Source organism: Kitasatospora sp. NPDC092039, from assembly GCF_044756065.1.
In the GTDB taxonomy this organism is placed as follows: domain Bacteria; phylum Actinomycetota; class Actinomycetes; order Streptomycetales; family Streptomycetaceae; genus Kitasatospora.
On record NZ_JBIVSD010000015.1, the window covers coordinates 118,249 to 134,882 of the forward strand.

Below are 16,634 nucleotides of genomic sequence, written 5' to 3' on the forward strand. Positions count from 1 at the left end.
GCCCGTGCCCCCGGCGCCACGCCTTCACCCTCGGATTGGATCATGACTTCCTCGCCCTTCGCCGTGCCCCGCGAGCGCATCGCGATCACCGGTATCGGCTGCCGCCTGCCGGGACACGCCAACGACCACCGCTCCTACTGGCGCAACCTGATCGAGGGCCGGGACTGTCTCACCGAGACGCCCGCCGACCGCTACGACACCGGCACCCTGGGCAGCAGGGACCGGGCCAAGCCGGGGCGGCTGATCGGCGGCCGGGGCGGCTACATCGACGGCTTCGACACCTTCGACCCGGACTTCTTCGGGATCAGCCCGCGCGAGGCCGAACACATGGACCCGCAGCAGCGCAAGCTCCTGGAGGTCAGCTGGGAGGCCCTGGAGGACGGCGGCCTGCGCCCCGGCGAACTGGCCGGCCGGGAGGTCGGCGTCTACATGGGCGCCTTCACCCTGGACTGGAAGATCCTCCAGTTCGCCGACCTCGACTTCGCCACCATCGCGGCGCACACCGCCACCGGCACCATGATGACGATGGTGTCCAACCGGATCTCGCACTGCTTCGACTTCCGGGGGCCCAGCGTCTCGATCGACACCGCGTGCAGCTCCTCGCTGGTCGCGGTCCACCTCGCCTGCCAGAGCCTGCTCCGCGGCGAGACCGAACTCGCCCTGGCCGGCGGCGCCCTGCTGCACATGGCGCCGCAGTACACGATCGCCGAGACGAAGGGCGGTTTCCTCTCCGCGGACGGCCGCTCGCGCGCCTTCGACGCCTCCGCCGACGGCTACGTCCGGGCCGAGGGCGTCGGCGTGGTCGTGCTCAAGCGGCTCTCCGACGCGCTGCGCGACGGGGACCCGGTGCACGCCGTCATCCTCGGCACCGGCGTCAACCAGGACGGCCGCACCAACGGCATCACCGTCCCCAGTGCGGACGCCCAGGTCACCCTGATCGAGCGGGTCTGCGCCGAGGCCGGGGTGCAGCCCGGCAGCCTCCAGTACGTCGAGGCGCACGGCACCTCCACCCCGGTCGGCGACCCGATCGAGGCCGCCGCCCTGGGCCGGGTGCTCGGCATCGGCCGCCGCGCCGGGGACCGCTGCTACGTCGGCTCGGTCAAGACCAACATCGGGCACACCGAGGCGGCGGCCGGCGTCGCCGGACTGATCAAGACCGCGCTCGCGATCAAGCACCGCCGCATCCCGCCGCACCTCAACCTGGAGCAGCCCAACCCCGGCATCGACCTGGACGCGCTGCCGTTCGAGATCCCGACCGCCCCGGTGGACTGGCCCGAACACCGGGGCCCGGCCCGCGCCGGCGTCAACTCCTTCGGCTTCGGCGGCACCAACGCCCACGTCCTGCTGGAGGAGCCGCCGCGGCCCGTTCCCGCCGTACCGGCCGCCGAACCGGCCCGCACGGTGCTGCCGCTGAGCACCAAGGACGCCGCCGGACTGCCCGAACTGGCCGCCGCCGTACGGCAGGAGCTCGCCGACGGGGCGTCCCTGGCCGACCTCGGCCACACCCTGGCGCACCGCCGCCAGCACCTGCCCGAGCGACTCGGGGTGGTCTACTCCACCCGGGAGGACCTGGCCGAGGCGCTGGCCGCGTACGAGCGCGGCGAGGAGCACCCCCGGGTGGTCCAGGGCCGCGCCCGGGAGCGCCGGCAGCGCCGACTGGCCTGGGTGTTCACCGGCATGGGCCCGCAGTGGTGGGGGATGGGCCGGGGGCTGTACGAGCACGAGCCGGTCTACCGGGAGGCCGTGCAGGCCGTCGACCGGGAGATCCGCGCCCAGGCCGACTGGTCGCTGCTGACCGAGCTGGGCCGCCCCGAAGCGGACTCCCGGATGGCCGAGACCTGGCTGGCCCAGCCCGCCAACTTCGCCGTCCAGGTGGGGCTTTCGGCGCTCTGGCGGAGCCACGGCCTGCGCCCCGACGCGGTGGTCGGCCACAGCACCGGCGAGGTCGCCGCCTTCCACGAGGCCGGGGTGTACGACCTGGCCGACGCCGTCCGGGTGGTGCTCGCCCGCAGCCGGCTCCAGCAGCGCCTGGCCGGTACCGGCACCATGCTCGCGGTCGGCCTGCCGGAGGCCGAGGCCGAGCGCCGGATCCGCCCGTACCGCTCGCTGGTCTCGCTCGGCGCGGTCAACAGCCCCTCCGCGGTGACCCTGGCCGGGGACGCCGAGGCGCTGGCCGAACTGGCCGAGGAGCTGCGCGGGCAGGGCGTCTTCGCCCGCCTGCTGGACGTCGAAGTCCCGTACCACAGCGTGCGGATGGACCCGATCCGGGACGAGCTGGTGGCCGCGCTCGCCGCCATCAAGCCGCAGGAGGCGCGACTGCCGCTCTACCTGACCGCCCGCGAGGGCCTCGCCCGCGGGCCGGAGCTGGACGGCGAGTACTGGTGGCAGAACGTCCGCAACCCGGTGCGCTTCCGGGCCGCCGTCGAGCGGATGGCCGAGGACGGCCACGGGCTGTTCCTGGAGCTCGGCCCGCACCCGGTGCTCGGCCACGCGATCCGCGAGTGCGCCGAGCAGGCGCACACCCTGCCGTCGATCCGCCGGCAGCAGGACGAACCCGAGCGCTTCGCCCGCAGCCTCGCCGAACTGCACACCCTCGGCGTCGAGTTGAGCTGGAACGCGCTGCACCCGGGCGGCCGCCCGGTGCCGCTGCCCCGCTACCCCTGGCGGCGCGACCGGTACTGGGTGGAGCCCGCGCCGGTCGCGCAGGTCCGGCTCGGCCGGCTCGACCACCCCCTGCTCGGCCGCCGCACCGCCGCCGCCCAGCCCGGCTGGACCGGCACGCTCGACCCCGAGCGGCTGCCCTACCTCACCGACCACCGGATCGAGGGCCAGGTGGTCTTCCCGGCCGCCGGGTACCTGGAGATGGCCGCCCAGGCCGTCCGCGCCCTGACCGGCGGCACCGAGGTCACGCTGGCCGAGGTCGAGCTCAACCGGGCGCTGTTCCTCTCCGAGACCGAGCCCGTTCCCGTCCAGCTCGGCTACTCACCGGAGGACGCCCGCTTCACCGTCGCCTCCGCCCCCGCCGGCGGCGAGCCGACCGTGCACGCCGGCGGCCGGGTCCGCACCGGCCAGCGCCGCTCCTACGGGCCCGCGCTGGACGCCGACGCCCTGCGCGCCCGCGGACGGCACCTGGACGGCCCGGACTGCTACCGGCAACTGGCCGCGCGCGGCTACGACTACGGGCCCGCCTTCCAGACCATCGCCGAGGTGTGGGCCGGCCCCGGCGAGGCGCTGGCCCGGATCCGGCCGACCGCGCAGCTCGGCCCGGACGCGGCCGACCACCACCTGCACCCGGTGCTGCTGGACGGCTGCTTCCAGACCCTGCTCACCACCCAGCTGGAGGCGCCCGAGGGCGGCAGCGTCCGGCTCCCCGTCTCGATCGAGGAGGTCCGGCTCGACGGGACCGGCGACCGCCCGCTGTGGGTGCACGCCACCGTCACCCGGGACACCGGCGAGGAACTCGTCGGCGACCTCGCGCTCTACACCGAGGACGGCACCCCGGTCGGCAGGGTCACCGGCTTCCGGGTCGCCGACGTCGCCCAGGCCCCCGCCTCCGTCGGGCTCGCCACCATCGACGGCTGGCTCACCGAGGTCGCCTGGACGGCCGCCGCCGGACCGGCCGCCGACGAGGACCCCGGCGACCTGCTGCTGTTCGCCGACGAGGGCGGCCTCGCCGAGCGGCTGGCCGCACTGGCCGCCGGGCGCGGCGCCCGCTGCCACCTGGTCCGGCCCGGCACCGGGTACCGGCACGACGAGGGGCACTCGACCGTCCGGCCCGACTCCGCCGAGGACCTCCAGCGGCTCTTCGCGGACCTGGACAGAGGGTTCGCCACCGTCGTCCACCTCTGGAACCTCGACCAGCCCGCGCTGGCCGCCACCACCGCCGACCGGCTCGGCCCGCTCGCCACCCTCGGCGCCTACTCCCTGATCACCCTCGCCCAGGCCCTGCCCGCCGCCCGCCCGGACGGCCGGCTGCACATCGTCACCCGGGGCACCCAGCCCGCCGCTCCCGGCGACCGGGTCGAACCGCTCGGCGCCCCCGCCTGGGGCATCGGCCGGGTGCTCTGGCAGCAGGAACTCGTCGCCCAGCGCGGCACCCTGATCGACCTCGACCCGGCCGTCGACGCCGCCGACCAGGCCGAGGCGCTGCTCGCCGAACTCGCCGCCCGGGACGAGCAGGAGATCGCCCTGCGGGCCGGCGGCCGGCTGACCAGCCGGCTGCGGCAGGCCGAGGGCCTCACCCGCCCGCTGCCGCCGGTCCTGCGCCCCGACGGCAGCTACCTGGTCACCGGGGCCTTCGGCGCCCTCGGCCGGCTGCTCTGCCGCACCCTCGTCCGGCGCGGCGCCCGACGGCTGGTCCTGGTCGGCCGCACCGCCCTGCCCGAGCGCTCCCAGTGGGCGCACACCGAGCCGGACAGCCCCGTCGGCGAGCGGATCGCCTTCCTGCGCGAACTCCAGGCGCTCGGCGCCGAACCGCTGCTCGCCCCGGTCGACGTCACCGACGAGACCGCCCTCGCGGACTGGCTCGCCGACTACCGGCAGCGCCAACTCCCGCCGGTCCGCGGCGTGTTCCACCTCGCCGGGCAGGTCAAGGACACCCTGCTGGCCCAGATGGACCGCCCGTCCTTCGACGCCGGCTACGCCCCCAAGGTGATCGGCGCCCACCTGCTGCACCGGCTGCTGCGCGACGAACCGCTCGACCACTTCGTACTGTTCGCCTCCGTCGCCTCGCTGCTCACCACCGCCGGACAGACCAACTACGCGGCCGGCAACGCCTTCCTGGACGCCCTCGCCCACCACCGCCGGGCCGAGGGGCTGCCCGGGCTCAGCCTGGACTGGGGCCCGTGGGCCACCGGCATGATCGAGGAGCTGGGCCTGGTCGCCCACTACCGCGACGCCCGCGGCATGAGCTCGCTGCCACCGGACGCCGGAACGGCCGTCCTGGAGCGCGTCCTCGGCCAGGACCGCGCCCAGCTGCTGGTCGCCACCGTGGTCGACTGGCCGACCTTCCTGGCCTGGTACCCGGCGCCGCCGCCGCTGGTCGCCGACCTGGCGGCGAGCGCCGCCGAGCAGGCCCCGGCCGAGACCGGCGGCTTCCTGGACGCCTACCGCGCCGCCGACCCGCAGGCCCGCCGCGAGCTGGTCACCGAGCGGTTCACCGCCGCCGCCGCGGCCGTGCTGCGGATCGGCGCCGAGCGGATCGACGCGGAGACCAGGCTCGGCGCACACGGCCTGGACTCGCTGCTCGCGATGGAGCTGCGCGCCCGGGTGCACGGCGAACTCGGCGTCGCCCTCCCGGTGGTGGCCCTGCTCAGCAACGGCACCGTCGGCGACCTGGTCGACCTGCTCACCGAGGGCCTGGCCGAGCGGCTCGCCGCCGACGGCGGCCCGGCCGAGGCCGAGGTGGAGCTGTACACCGACGAGTCCCGCTTCCCGCTCACCCACAACCAGCAGGCGCTCTGGTTCCTGCGCCTGCTCCACCCGGACGGCTTCGCGTACAACATCGGCGGCGCCGTCGAGGTCCGCGCCGAGCTCGACCCGGAGCTGATGTTCGGGGCCTTCCGGTTCCTCGTCGCCCGCCACCCCGAGCTGCGCGCAGCCTTCACCGCCGAGGAGGGCCGTCCGGTCCAGCGGATCCGGGAGGACGCCGAGGCCGACACCGGGCTGTTCGACGTCGAGGGCCGGCCGTGGGAGGAGATCCACGACCTGATCGTCCGCGAGTACCGGCGGCCGTACGACCTGGCCGAGGACCCGCTGGTGCGGCTGCGACTGTTCCGGCGCGGCCCGGACCGCTGGGTGCTGATGAAGGCCGTCCACCACATCGTCTCGGACGCGATCTCCACCTTCACCTTCATCGAGGAGCTGTTCGAGGTCTACGAGGCGCTGCGCCAGGGCCGCACCCCGGAACTGCCCCCGGTGCCCGCCCGCTACCTGGACTTCCTCAACCGCCAGAACCGCTTCCTGGCCGGCCCCGAGGCCCGGCGGATGCTCGACTACTGGCGCGGCCACCTCCCGGCGGAGATGCCGGTGCTGGCGCTGCCCACCGACAAGCCGCGCCCGGCCGTGCAGACCCACAACGGCGCCTCCGAGTTCTTCCAGCTCGACGCCGACCTCACCGCCAGGGTCCACGAGTTGGCCCGCGCCAACGGCGCCACCCCGTTCATGGTGCTGCTCAGCGCCTACTACCTGCTGCTGCACCGCTGGTCCGGGCAGCCGGACATCGTGGTCGGCAGCCCGGTCACCGGCCGCACCCAGGAGGAGTTCGCCTCCGTCTACGGCTACTTCGTCAACCCGCTGCCGCTGCACGTGAGCCTGGCCGGGGAGCCGACCGTGGCCGAACTGCTCTCCCGGGTGCGCGAGAGCGTGCTCGGCGGGCTGGACAACCAGGAGTACCCCTTCCCGCTGCTGGTCGAGCAGCTCGGGCTCCAGCACGACCCGAGCCGCTCCGCGGTGTTCCAGGCGATGTTCATCCTGCTCACCCACAAGGTCGCCGTGGAGCGCTTCGGCTACCGCCTGGAGTACATCGAACTTCCGGAGGAGGAAGGACAGTTCGACCTCACGCTGTCCGCCTACGAGGACCGTTCGGACGGCTGCTTCCACTGCGTCTTCAAGTACAACTCCGACCTCTTCGAGCCCGCCACCGTCCAGCGGCTGGCCGCCCACTACCGCAACCTGCTGGACGCCATGACCCGCGCCGCCGAGAGCGAGCCGGTCGGCCGGCTGCGGATGCTGGGCGAGGCCGAACGGCGGGAGATCCTCACCGGCTTCAGCGGCGCCGGGCACCGGATCGAGCACGGCACCCCGGTGCCGGAGCTGATCGCCAAGGCCGCCGCCGAGCGGCCGGAGGCCGTCGCGGTGGTCGCGCCCGGCCGGGACGCCGTCCGCCGGCTGACCTACGGCGAGCTGGACCGGCAGGCCCGGCGCGCCGCCGTACGGCTGCGCGAACTCGGCGTCGGCGAGGGCTCGGTGGTCGCGGTCTGCCTGGACAAGTCGCCCGAGCTGATCACCACCCTGCTGGCGATCTGGCGGGCCGGCGCCGCCTACCTGCCGCTCGACCCCGGACACCCGGCCGACCGGCTCGCCCACCAGGTGGCCGACGCCGGAGCGGAGCTGGTGGTGGTCGACCAGCGGCGCCCGCTGGCGGCCGACCTGCCCGCCCGGCCGGTCACCCTGGAGGAGCTGGACCGGCCGGTGCCGGACGGCGCCGCGGCGCTGCCCGCCGCCGACCCGGACGGGGCCGCCTACGTGATCCACACCTCGGGCTCCACCGGCCGCCCGAAGGGGGTCCGGGTCGACCACCGCAACCTGGCCGCCGTCACCGCCGGCTGGCGCGCCGAGTACCGGCTGGACACCGAGGTGCGGGTGCACCTCCAGATGGCCGGAACCGCCTTCGACGTGTTCTCCGGCGACCTCGCCCGGGCGCTCAGCACCGGCGGCACCCTCGTACTGGTCGACCGGGAACTGCTCTTCGACACCGCCCGGCTGTACCGGGTGATGCGCGAGGAGTCCGTGGACGGCGGCGAGTTCGTGCCCGCGGTGGCCCGCGCGCTGCTGGCGCACTGCGAGCGGGAGGGCCTGACGCTGGACTTCCTGCGGCTGCTGATCGTCGGCTCCGACTCCTGGAAGGCCGCCGAGCACCAGCGGGTGCGCGCCCTGTGCGGCCCGCGGACCCGGCTGGTCAACTCCTACGGGCTGACCGAGGCCAGCGTCGACAGCACCTACTACGAGGGCGCGACCGACCGGCTGGAACCCGGCCGGATGGTGCCGATCGGACGGCCGTTCCCGAACAGCGCGGTGTACGTCCTGGACCCCTACGGCGAGCCCGTCCCGGCGGGCGTGCCCGGCGAGCTGTGGATCGGCGGCGCGGGCGTCGCGGCCGGCTACCCCAACGACCCGGAGCAGACCGCCCGGCGCTTCGTCACCCTGGAGCTCGACGGAACGCCCCTGCGGCTCTACCGCACCGGCGACCTCGGCCACTGGGACACCGCCGGCACCCTGCACCTGCTCGGCCGGATCGACAACCAGGTCAAGGTCCGCGGCCACCGGATCGAGCTGGGCGAGATCGAGGCCCACCTCACCGCCCGCCCGGAACTCGCCCAGGCCTGCGTGGCCGTCCGCCAGGACGCCCGGGGCGAGGCCGTCCTCGCCGCCTACGTGGTGCCCGCCGAGGGCACCGCGCTCGACCGCCGCGAACTGCGCCGCCACCTGGCCGAGCACCTGCCCACCGTGATGATCCCCTCCTACCTCACCGAACTGCCCGCCCTGCCGCTCACCCCGAACGGCAAGGTGGACCTCGCGGCGCTGCCCGAGCCGAAGGCCGACACCGCCGGGGCCCAGCACGAACCACCCGTCACGCTCTACGAGACGAGGGTCGCCGAGCACTGGCGGAACCTGCTCGGCCTGGAGCAGGTCGGCCTCCAGCACGACTTCTTCGAGCTCGGCGGCAGCTCGATCCGGCTGATCGAGCTGATCCACCACCTCCAGAGCGAGTTCAACATCAGCATCCCGGTCGGCCAGCTGTTCAAGGTCACCACCCTGCACGGGATGGCCCGCACCGTCGAGCAGATCATCACCGGCGAGGTGGCCGGCGGCGAGCCCTTCCTCTGGTTCAACGCCGGGGCGCCCGAGGACCGCACGGTCTTCTGCTTCCCGCCGGCCGGCGGCCACGGGCTGGTCTACCGGCAGCTCGCCGCGCACCTCCCGGAGCACCGGATCGCCTCCTTCAACTACCTGACCGGCGACGACAAGACCGCCCGGTACGCGGACCTGGTCGAGGAACTGCACGCCGCCGGGCCGTACGTCCTGCTCGGCTACTCGCTCGGCGGCAACCTCGCCTTCGAGGTGGCCAAGGAGCTGGAACGGCGCGGACGCGAGGTGGCCTCGGTGCTGCTGGTGGACGCCTACCGGGTCACCGAGGCCTTCGACCTCGGCGAGGAGCACCTGGCCGTCTTCGAGCGCGAACTCCACGAGCACCTGCACCGCCACACCGGCTCGCGGATCGTCGCCCAGGAGACCCTCGAACAGGCCAGGGACTACCTGGAGTTCAGCAGCCGAACGCCCAACACCGGCACGGTGAAGGCCCAGTTGGACGTGGTCTGCGAATCCGACCGGCTCTCGGTGCACGTGGCCGGCGAGCCCGGCTCCTGGCACGGCGCCTCCACCACGGGCACCGCGGTGTACGTCGGGCACGGCGCCCACGCCGAGATGCTCGACGGGGAGTTCGCGGCCCGCAACGCCGAACTGGCGGGCTCCATCCTGGCCGGAGGGACCGCCGATGGCCGCGGCTGACCGCGGACCGGACTGGTCCACCAGGGAGCGGGCCCCCGGCGGCCCGCCCCGGGCCATCGTGATCGGGGCCGGCCTGGCCGGCCTCGCCACCGGCTGCTACGCGCAGATGAGCGGCCTGGAGACCCGGATCTTCGAGAAGCACGTGCTGCCCGGCGGCTGCTGCACCGCGTGGTCCCGGCACGGGTACCTGTTCGACTACTGCATCGACTGGCTGATCGGCACCGCCGAGGGCACCGGGGCGCACCAGGTCTGGAGCGAACTCGGCGCCCTGGACGGCAAGTCGGTGACCCGCTTCGACACCTTCAACCGGGTCGTCGACGAACACGGCCGGGCCGTCACCTTCTACGGCGACCCGGACCGGCTGGAGGCCCACCTGCTGGCCCTCGCACCCGGCGACGCCAAGCCGATCCGGGCCTTCTGCCGGGACCTGCGCCGCTTCGCCGCGATCGAGCTGCCCTGGGACCTCACCCCGCCGCCGCTGCGCACCCCGGCGGAACGGCTGCGCACCCTGCGCACCGTGCTGCCCGCGTTCCGGCTGTTCTGGCGCACCGCGACCACCCCGATGAGCGGCTTCGCCGAGCGCTTCCAGGACCCGCTGCTGCGGCGGGCGTTCCCCAACATGTTCCTCCAGGAGCCCGCGGGCTTCCCGCTGCTGCCGTACCTGTACACCCTGGCGGCCGCCCACAACGGCAACGCCGGGTTCCCGCAGGGCGGTTCGCTCGGGCTGGCCCGCTCGGTGGAGGAGCGCTACACCTCGCTCGGCGGGGTGATCGGCTACCGCTGCCGGGTGGAGCGCGTCCTGATCGAGGACGGGCGCGCGATCGGGGTGGAGCTCCGGGACGGCTCACGGCACTACGCCGACCACGTGGTGGCCGCCTGCGACGGCCCGACGGTGCTCGAACGGCTGCTGGAGGGCCGCTACTCCAGCCCCGCCACCGAGAAGCTGTACGGCGAACTGCTCGACAAGCCGGGCAACCTGTACCCGGCCGTGGTGTCCGCCTTCGTCGGCATCGACGGCCCGCTGCCCGCGGGCGAGCCGCACAGCACCACCTACCTGCTGGCGCCCGAGGACGGCGCGCGGCTGCCCGGCTCGCTCCAGCGCAGCCTGGTGGTGCAGATGCGCTCCTCCTACGCGGACGGCTTCGCGCCGCCGGGCAAGTCGGTGCTGCACTGCACCTACTTCAGCGACTACCGCTCCTGGAAGGACCTGCGGACCGAGGACCGCCGGGCCTACCGGGCGCGCAAGCAGGAAGTCGCGGCGTTCGTCCGGGAGTTCCTGGAGCGGACCTACCCCGGGCTCGGCGGACGGATCGAACTCGTCGACGTGGCCTCGCCGGTGACCACCGAGCGGTTCACCGGCAACACCTACGGCAGCATCCTCGCCTGGCAGGCCTTCTCCGAGGCCGAGGACGCCGCCAACCGGCTGGTCAACCGGGACCGGATGCGGCTGCCCGGACTGAGCGGCTTCTCCATGGCGGGCCAGTGGACCGCGCTCGGCGGGCTGATCCGGGCCGCCACCAGCGGGCGGTTCGCCGCGCAGTACCTCTGCCGGGAGCTGGGCCGGCCCTTCCGGGCCTGGCCCAGCGACAACCGGGAGCCCTGGCACGCGGGCAAGTGGGGCCGCCTGCCGCAACTCGACCGGGCCACCGTGGGGCAGCCGGACGCGGGCGTGGCGGATCTGGGAGTGGCGGAAGTGGGAGTGGCGGAGTGAGCGGGACGACGACCGGCGGCCGGCGGAGCATGGTCATCATCGGCGGGGGGCTCGGTGGGCTGTCCACGGGCTGCTTCGCGCAGATGAACGGCTACCGCACCCGGATCCTGGAGATGCACGAGATCCCCGGCGGCTGCTGCACCGGCTGGGACCGCGGCGAGTTCACCTTCGACTGCTGCGTCAGCTGGCTGCTGGGCAGCGGGCCGGGCAACGAGATGCACCAGATCTGGCTCGAACTCGGCGCGCTGCAGGGCAAGCGGATGCGCAACTTCGACGTCTTCAACGTGGTGCGCACCCGGGACGGGCGGGCGGTCTACTTCTACTCCGACCCGGACCGGCTGGAGGCCCACCTGCTGGAGCTCGCGCCGGAGGACGCCCGCCGGATCCGGCAGTTCTGCGCAGGCCTGCGCAAGTTCCGCCTGGCGCTGGCCCGTTACCCCTTCCTCAAGCCGGTCGGGCTGATGGGCCGGTGGGAGCGGATGCGGATGCTGGCCTCGTTCCTGCCGTACTTCAACGTGATCCGGCGCTCGATCACGGTGCTGATGAGCGACTACTCGGCGAAGTTCCGGAGCCCGCTGCTGCGCGAGGCGTTCAACTTCATCCTGTACGAGAAGCACCCCAACTTCCCGGTGCTGCCCAACTACTTCCAGCTCGCCTGCCACGCCGGGCAGTCGGCCGGGGTGCCGGAGGGCGGCTCGCTGGGGCTGGCCAACTCGGTCGAGCAGCGCTACCTGCGGCTGGGCGGCGAGATCTCGTACAACACCAAGGTGACCGAGGTCCTGATCGAGGACGACCGGGCGGTGGGGGTGCGGCTGAGCGACGGCCAGGAGGTGCGGGCGGACATCGTGGTGGCCGCCTGCGACGGCCGGACCACCATGATGGACCTGCTCAAGGGCCGCTACCTGAGCGACACCTACCGCCGGCTGTACACCCAGACCATCACCGAGCCGGGCATGGTCTTCCCCGGCTACGTGACTGTTTTTCTTGGCCTGCGCAGGCCCTTCCCGGCCGGGGACCCGTGCACCACCTACCTGCTGGAGGACGAGGTCGCCGAGCGGCTCACCGGCATCCGGCACCCGAGCATCAACGTCCAGTTCCGCAGCCGCCACTACCCGGAGCTGTCGCCCGCCGGCACCACCGTGGTGTACGCCAGCTACTTCTGCGACATCGAGCCGTGGCGGGAGCTGAGCACCGGGCCGGAGCAGGAGCCCCGGGTGCGGCGCGGCGAGGAGCTGCACACCCTGCCGGTCGGCCGGGGGCGGGAGTACCAGCGGGAGAAGCGCCGGGTGCGGGACACCATCGTCGAGTTCCTGGACGGCCACCACCCCGGGCTGCGGGAGGCGGTGTCGGTCAAGGACGTCTCCACCCCGCTCACCCAGGTCCGGTACACCGGCAACTACAACGGGACGGTGCTGGGCTGGCAGCCCTTCGTGGAGAGCGGCGAGACCCTGGAGGAGGAGGTCAAGCGCAACGGCCCGGGCCTGCCCGGCCTGGCGAACTTCTACCTCTCCGGTGTGTGGGCGACCACCGGCGGTCTGATCCGGGCGGCGGCGGCCGGCCGACACGTCGTCCAGTTCATCTGCCGGGACGACGGCAGGCCCTTCACCGCCGAGGTGGACGACAGCGCCCCGCCGCCCACCCTGCTCATCGAACCGGTCGGCCCCGCCGTCCGGCAGTTTGGAGTCACGTCGTGAGGATCGAGAAGTGGGTCGTCCAGGAGCACGTGGACGGCGTGCCGGACGTCGAGCGGATGTACCGGAAGGTCGTGGAGGACCTGGACGTCCGGCTCGCCCCGGACGAGATGCTGCTGCGCACCCGGTACGTCTCCGTCGACCCGTACCTCCAGGGGATCGCGCTGGACACCCCGATCGGCGACTGCATGGGCGCGGACTCGATCATGGAGGTGCTGGAGGCCGGGCCGGCCGCGCGGTTCGCGGTCGGCGACCTGGTGCAGGGCTTCACCGGCTGGCGCAGCCACCTGGTCAGCAACGGCGAGCCCCGGCTGTGGCGGACCGGGACCTTCCCGATGGTCTTCCCGGCCCTCCGCCGACTGGACCCGGCGGACTACGACGAGGCCCTGCCGCTGTCCACCGCGCTCGGCATCCTGGGCGGGCCCGGGATGACGGCCTGGGGGACGGTCGAGAAGTTCCTGGACGTCCGGCCCGGCTCGACGGTGCTGGTCAGCGGCGCCTCGGGGGCGGTCGGGTCGCTGGTCGGGCAGCTGGCCAAGCTGCGGGGCGCCCGGGTGATCGGCACCACGGCGACGCCGGAGAAGACCGGGTGGCTGCGGGAGCTGGGCTACGACGAGGTGCTGCTGTACCGCGACGGCGACCCGGCGGAGTCGGTGGAGAAGGAGCTAGCCGAACTCGCCCCGGAGGGCGTCGACCGCTACTTCGACAGCCTCGGCGGGGCGCTGACCGACGTGGTCTTCGGGATGCTCGCGGTGGAGAGCCGGGTGGCGGTGTGCTGGCAGTGGGGGAGCCAGGTCGGCGGGGACTGGACGGGGCCGCGCCTGCTGCCGATGATCATGTACCCGCGCACCACGGTCCGCGGGATCTTCTCGCTGGAGTGGTTCACCGAGGAGAACTGGGCCGCGCTGCGGCGGGACATCGGGCCGCTGGTCCGCAGCGGGCGGCTGACGTACCGGCAGACCGTGCACCAGGGGTTCGACAGCATCCCGGCCGCCTACCGCGGCCTCTACCTGGACCGTGCGGCCAGCAGCGGCAAGGTGCTGGTCGAGCTCTGAGCGGGCGGGGCCGCGGCGGGGGACCTTCGGCGGGCGCGCCGAAGGCCCCCCGCCGGAACGCTAGTTCAGCGTGAACCAGGTGCTGCGGGACTTCTTCCACTCGGGGTGGGTGAGGTCCTTGGCGGCGGTGGCGTCGCCGTAGAGGTCGGCGGAGCCGTCGTCGGTGATCAGCTGGGCGCGGGCGCCGGGGGCGTCCAGGTCCGGGACGTCGACGACGGCCTCCCAGGCGCCGTAGTCGCTGGTCGGCAGGTCGGTCAGCTTGGTCGGCCGGGAGCCGGGCCGCCCGTCCCAGCGGTAGAGCGCGTACGGGGCGGAGTTGTCCTCGGCGGACCAGGACCCGGCCACGATCAGGTACTGGCCGAGGTCGTTGCGGCGGATGTCGCGCACGGACAGCCCGCCGAGGTCCAGCTCGATCGGGTCGCCGAAGGCGGCGTGCGCGGCCGAACCGGTCAGCAACGACGGGAGGTTGGTGACCGGCACGAGCAGCGCCCGGCCGCCGGTGACCGCCGGGGTGAGCGGCGCGCGGAAGCCGACGTAGGCGGTGCTGGTGCTGCCGGGGGCGAACTCCAGGCCCTCCACGTTGAACCCGTCGACCTGCTTGGGCGCCTGGCCGTCGGCGGCGCCGGCCGCGAAGCCGTAGCGCTTGCCGTGGGCGTCGTCCCAGGCGATCAGGTCGTCGCGCAGGCTGTCGAACGAGCCGGCCAGGGACAGCTGGGTGCCGGCGCCGGAGCCGGTGACGGTGGTGGCGAAGACGGTGTGCCGGTCCGGCTTGATCACGCCGTCCTTGTTGTTGCCGAGCGAGCCCGTCCAGTAGATGATGTCGCCGACCCGGGTGGCGCCCTCGATGTCGATCTCCTTGGAGACGCCGAGGGCCGAGCTGAAGTCCCAGGTGCGGACCGGCGCGCCGGAGCGGTCGCGGTCGTACAGGCGCAGCGTGTTGGACTCGTCGTCGCCGACCACGATGTAGCCGCCGCCCGCGTCCACGGCGGCCGAGGCGTCGCTGGAGCCGGTGAGGTAGCGGCTGGTGGCGGCGTACTGGACGGCGGGGGAGGCGGCGTAGTGCAGGGTGCGGGTGGCGCTCTTGCCGCCGAGGCCGGTGACCTTGATCGTGAGGTCGGCGTAGCCGACGCCCCGGGCGGCGACCGCCAGGGTGCGGGTGCCGCCGCTGCCGGTGACCGTGACGTCGCCGGTGCGGGCGACGGCGCTGCGGGTGGTGGCGGAGGCGGCGACGGTCAGCGCGGAGGCGGAGGCGCCGGACTGGGCGACCGTCACCGTCACGGCCGGGTCGCCGGTGGCGCCGACCGCGCCGGACAGGTACCCGGCCGAGAAGGTGATCGTCGGGGTGCCGTAGGTGACCGCGCCGGCCGGGACGGCGGGCAGGGCGAGCACGGGCACCGCCGCGACGGCGACGGCGAGCGGCAGCAGGCGGCGGAGGGAACGCGACACGGTGGCAACCCTTCGGCGTGTGGGGGGAGTTGGCGGAGGGTGCAAGCCTGGTGGCGCTCGGCGAACACCGACCCTACGGCGACCTTACGGGCGTGGACGGGCGGGCGAACAGCGGGCCTCGCGGCCGGGCGCCGGCCGGGGCCGCCCGGCCGCGGGGTCGGCCGCCCCGGGGGCGCGGTCGGGGAGCGCGGCTCAGCCGGTGATGCCGGCCGCCCGCAGCCGGAGCTCGACGGCGTCCCAGTCGGCGGCGACCGGCTCGGTCCGATGGGTGCCGACGCCCTTGTCCTTGAAGCCGCTGGAGGTCGACACGCAGACCACCGGGCCGTCCGAGAGATCCGGTGCGCCGAGGCTGCGCAGCCCGGCCAGGCCGGCCGCCGCGGACAGTTCCGTCCAGAGCCCGGCGCGGGCCAGCTCCCCCTGGGCGTCGGCGAGTTGGCCGTCGTCCAGGGTCAGCGCCCGGCCGCCGCTCTCCCGGACCGCGAGCACGCCCCGGTAGCCGCTGACCGGGGAGCCGATCGAGTAGGCGTCGCTCGGGCCGACCGTCACGTGGGCGGCCGGCAGGCCCTCGGCGATCGCCCGGGCGAGCGGCCCGGAGGTGGCCGTCTCGCAGGAGTGGATGCGCGGCACCCGGTCGGTCAGGCCCAGCCGCCGCAGCTCGGTGAAGCCCTTCCAGACGCCGAACAGCAGCTCGCCGTAGCCGGTCGGGACGAACACCGCGCTCGGCAGGCCGACGTCCTGGAAGATCTCGTACGCGACGGTCTTGTAGCCTTCGGGGCCGTACGCGTGGCCGGTGTGGGTGGTGGTCAGGTTGCTGACCGGGTGCAGGCCCAGCCGGTCGACCGCCAGGCGCAGCAGCGGCCAGCGGGCCTCCCACGGCACGGGGAGCACCACCGCGCCGTAGGCGTTGAGGAAGGAGTCGACGTTCGGCGGCACGTCCGGGCCGGTGAACACCACGCAGGGCAGTCCGGCGCGGGCGGCGTAGGCGGCGGCCGAGGCGCCGTGGTTGCCGGAGGAGGCGACCGCGAGGCCCGGCGCGCCGGCGGCCACGGCGGCGCTGGTGGTGCAGCGGTTCAGCCGGTCCTTGTGGCTCCAGGTGGGGTTGCGGGACTCGTCCTTCACGTACACCCCGGGCTCGATCTCCACCGTCGCGGTGGCGCCCTCGCCCAGGCCCGGGGCGAGCAGCGGCGGCAGCAGCGGGGCCCAGCGTTCCAGGCCGCCGCGCACCGGGGCGGGGGCGAACAGGGCCGCCACGTCGACCTGGTCGTAGGCGTAGTCGACCTCGACGGGGTAGGAGACGTCCTCGGTGCTGGTGCGCGGGCAGCCGGCGGTGAGCGCGGGCCGGAGCGGGTAGTCGAGGGCGGGGTCGCCGAGGGAGCGCTGGCCGGTCGCGAGGGAGTCTTCTGTTGGCATGCCAGGAGACTAGCCGGGTGGACGCCACGCGGT

The 16,634-nt window shown here is 74.2% G+C and carries 6 protein-coding genes; 4 read left to right on the forward strand and 2 right to left on the reverse strand.

All coding sequences use genetic code 11. The annotated features are described in order from the left end of the window. Positions 1-42 precede the first annotated feature (42 nt). From ACIQI7_RS27040 to ACIQI7_RS27055, 4 genes are read left to right on the forward strand one after another with little or no spacing between them, the layout of a single operon-like run. Positions 43-9,288 (forward strand): amino acid adenylation domain-containing protein, encoded by a 9,246-nt coding sequence (locus tag ACIQI7_RS27040; RefSeq protein ID WP_401114394.1) that lies wholly within the window; start codon positions 43-45, stop codon positions 9,286-9,288. Further along, complete coding sequence (locus ACIQI7_RS27045) at positions 9,275-10,999, forward strand: phytoene desaturase family protein (RefSeq protein WP_401114398.1); 1,725 nt, start codon at positions 9,275-9,277, stop codon at positions 10,997-10,999. Before ACIQI7_RS27040 ends, ACIQI7_RS27045 begins: the two co-directional genes overlap by 14 nt. A gap of 29 nt (positions 11,000-11,028) precedes the next feature. Continuing rightward, positions 11,029-12,693 (forward strand): phytoene desaturase family protein, encoded by a 1,665-nt coding sequence (locus ACIQI7_RS27050; RefSeq protein ID WP_387748041.1) that lies wholly within the window; start codon positions 11,029-11,031, stop codon positions 12,691-12,693. Next, positions 12,690-13,745 carry a zinc-binding dehydrogenase gene (locus ACIQI7_RS27055; RefSeq protein ID WP_401114401.1) on the forward strand — a complete coding sequence of 352 codons (1,056 nt, stop codon included), beginning with the start codon at positions 12,690-12,692 and terminating at the stop codon, positions 13,743-13,745. Before ACIQI7_RS27050 ends, ACIQI7_RS27055 begins: the two co-directional genes overlap by 4 nt. 60 nt (positions 13,746-13,805) lie before the next feature. Here ACIQI7_RS27055 and ACIQI7_RS27060 read toward each other — a convergent pair whose 3' ends face one another. Both ACIQI7_RS27060 and ACIQI7_RS27065 read right to left on the reverse strand, forming a co-directional pair. Further along, the gene (locus ACIQI7_RS27060; RefSeq protein ID WP_401114404.1) at positions 13,806-15,191 is read right to left on the reverse strand and encodes a hypothetical protein; all 1,386 of its coding nucleotides are present in this window, start codon (positions 15,189-15,191) and stop codon (positions 13,806-13,808) included. Between the two features lie 192 nt (positions 15,192-15,383). Further along, the gene (locus tag ACIQI7_RS27065; protein ID WP_401114407.1) at positions 15,384-16,601 is read right to left on the reverse strand and encodes a pyridoxal-phosphate dependent enzyme; all 1,218 of its coding nucleotides are present in this window, start codon (positions 16,599-16,601) and stop codon (positions 15,384-15,386) included. Positions 16,602-16,634 lie beyond the last annotated feature (33 nt).

Bases quoted from the DNA above. Each gene is read 5' to 3' on its own strand.
- ACIQI7_RS27050 (WP_387748041.1), top strand. From the start codon at position 11,029: ATGGTCATCATCGGCGGGGGGCTCGGTGGGCTGTCCACGGGCTGCTTC.
- ACIQI7_RS27040 (WP_401114394.1), top strand. From the start codon at position 43: ATGACTTCCTCGCCCTTCGCCGTGCCCCGCGAGCGCATCGCGATCACC.
- ACIQI7_RS27065 (WP_401114407.1), bottom strand. From the start codon at position 16,601: ATGCCAACAGAAGACTCCCTCGCGACCGGCCAGCGCTCCCTCGGCGAC.
- ACIQI7_RS27045 (WP_401114398.1), top strand. From the start codon at position 9,275: ATGGCCGCGGCTGACCGCGGACCGGACTGGTCCACCAGGGAGCGGGCC.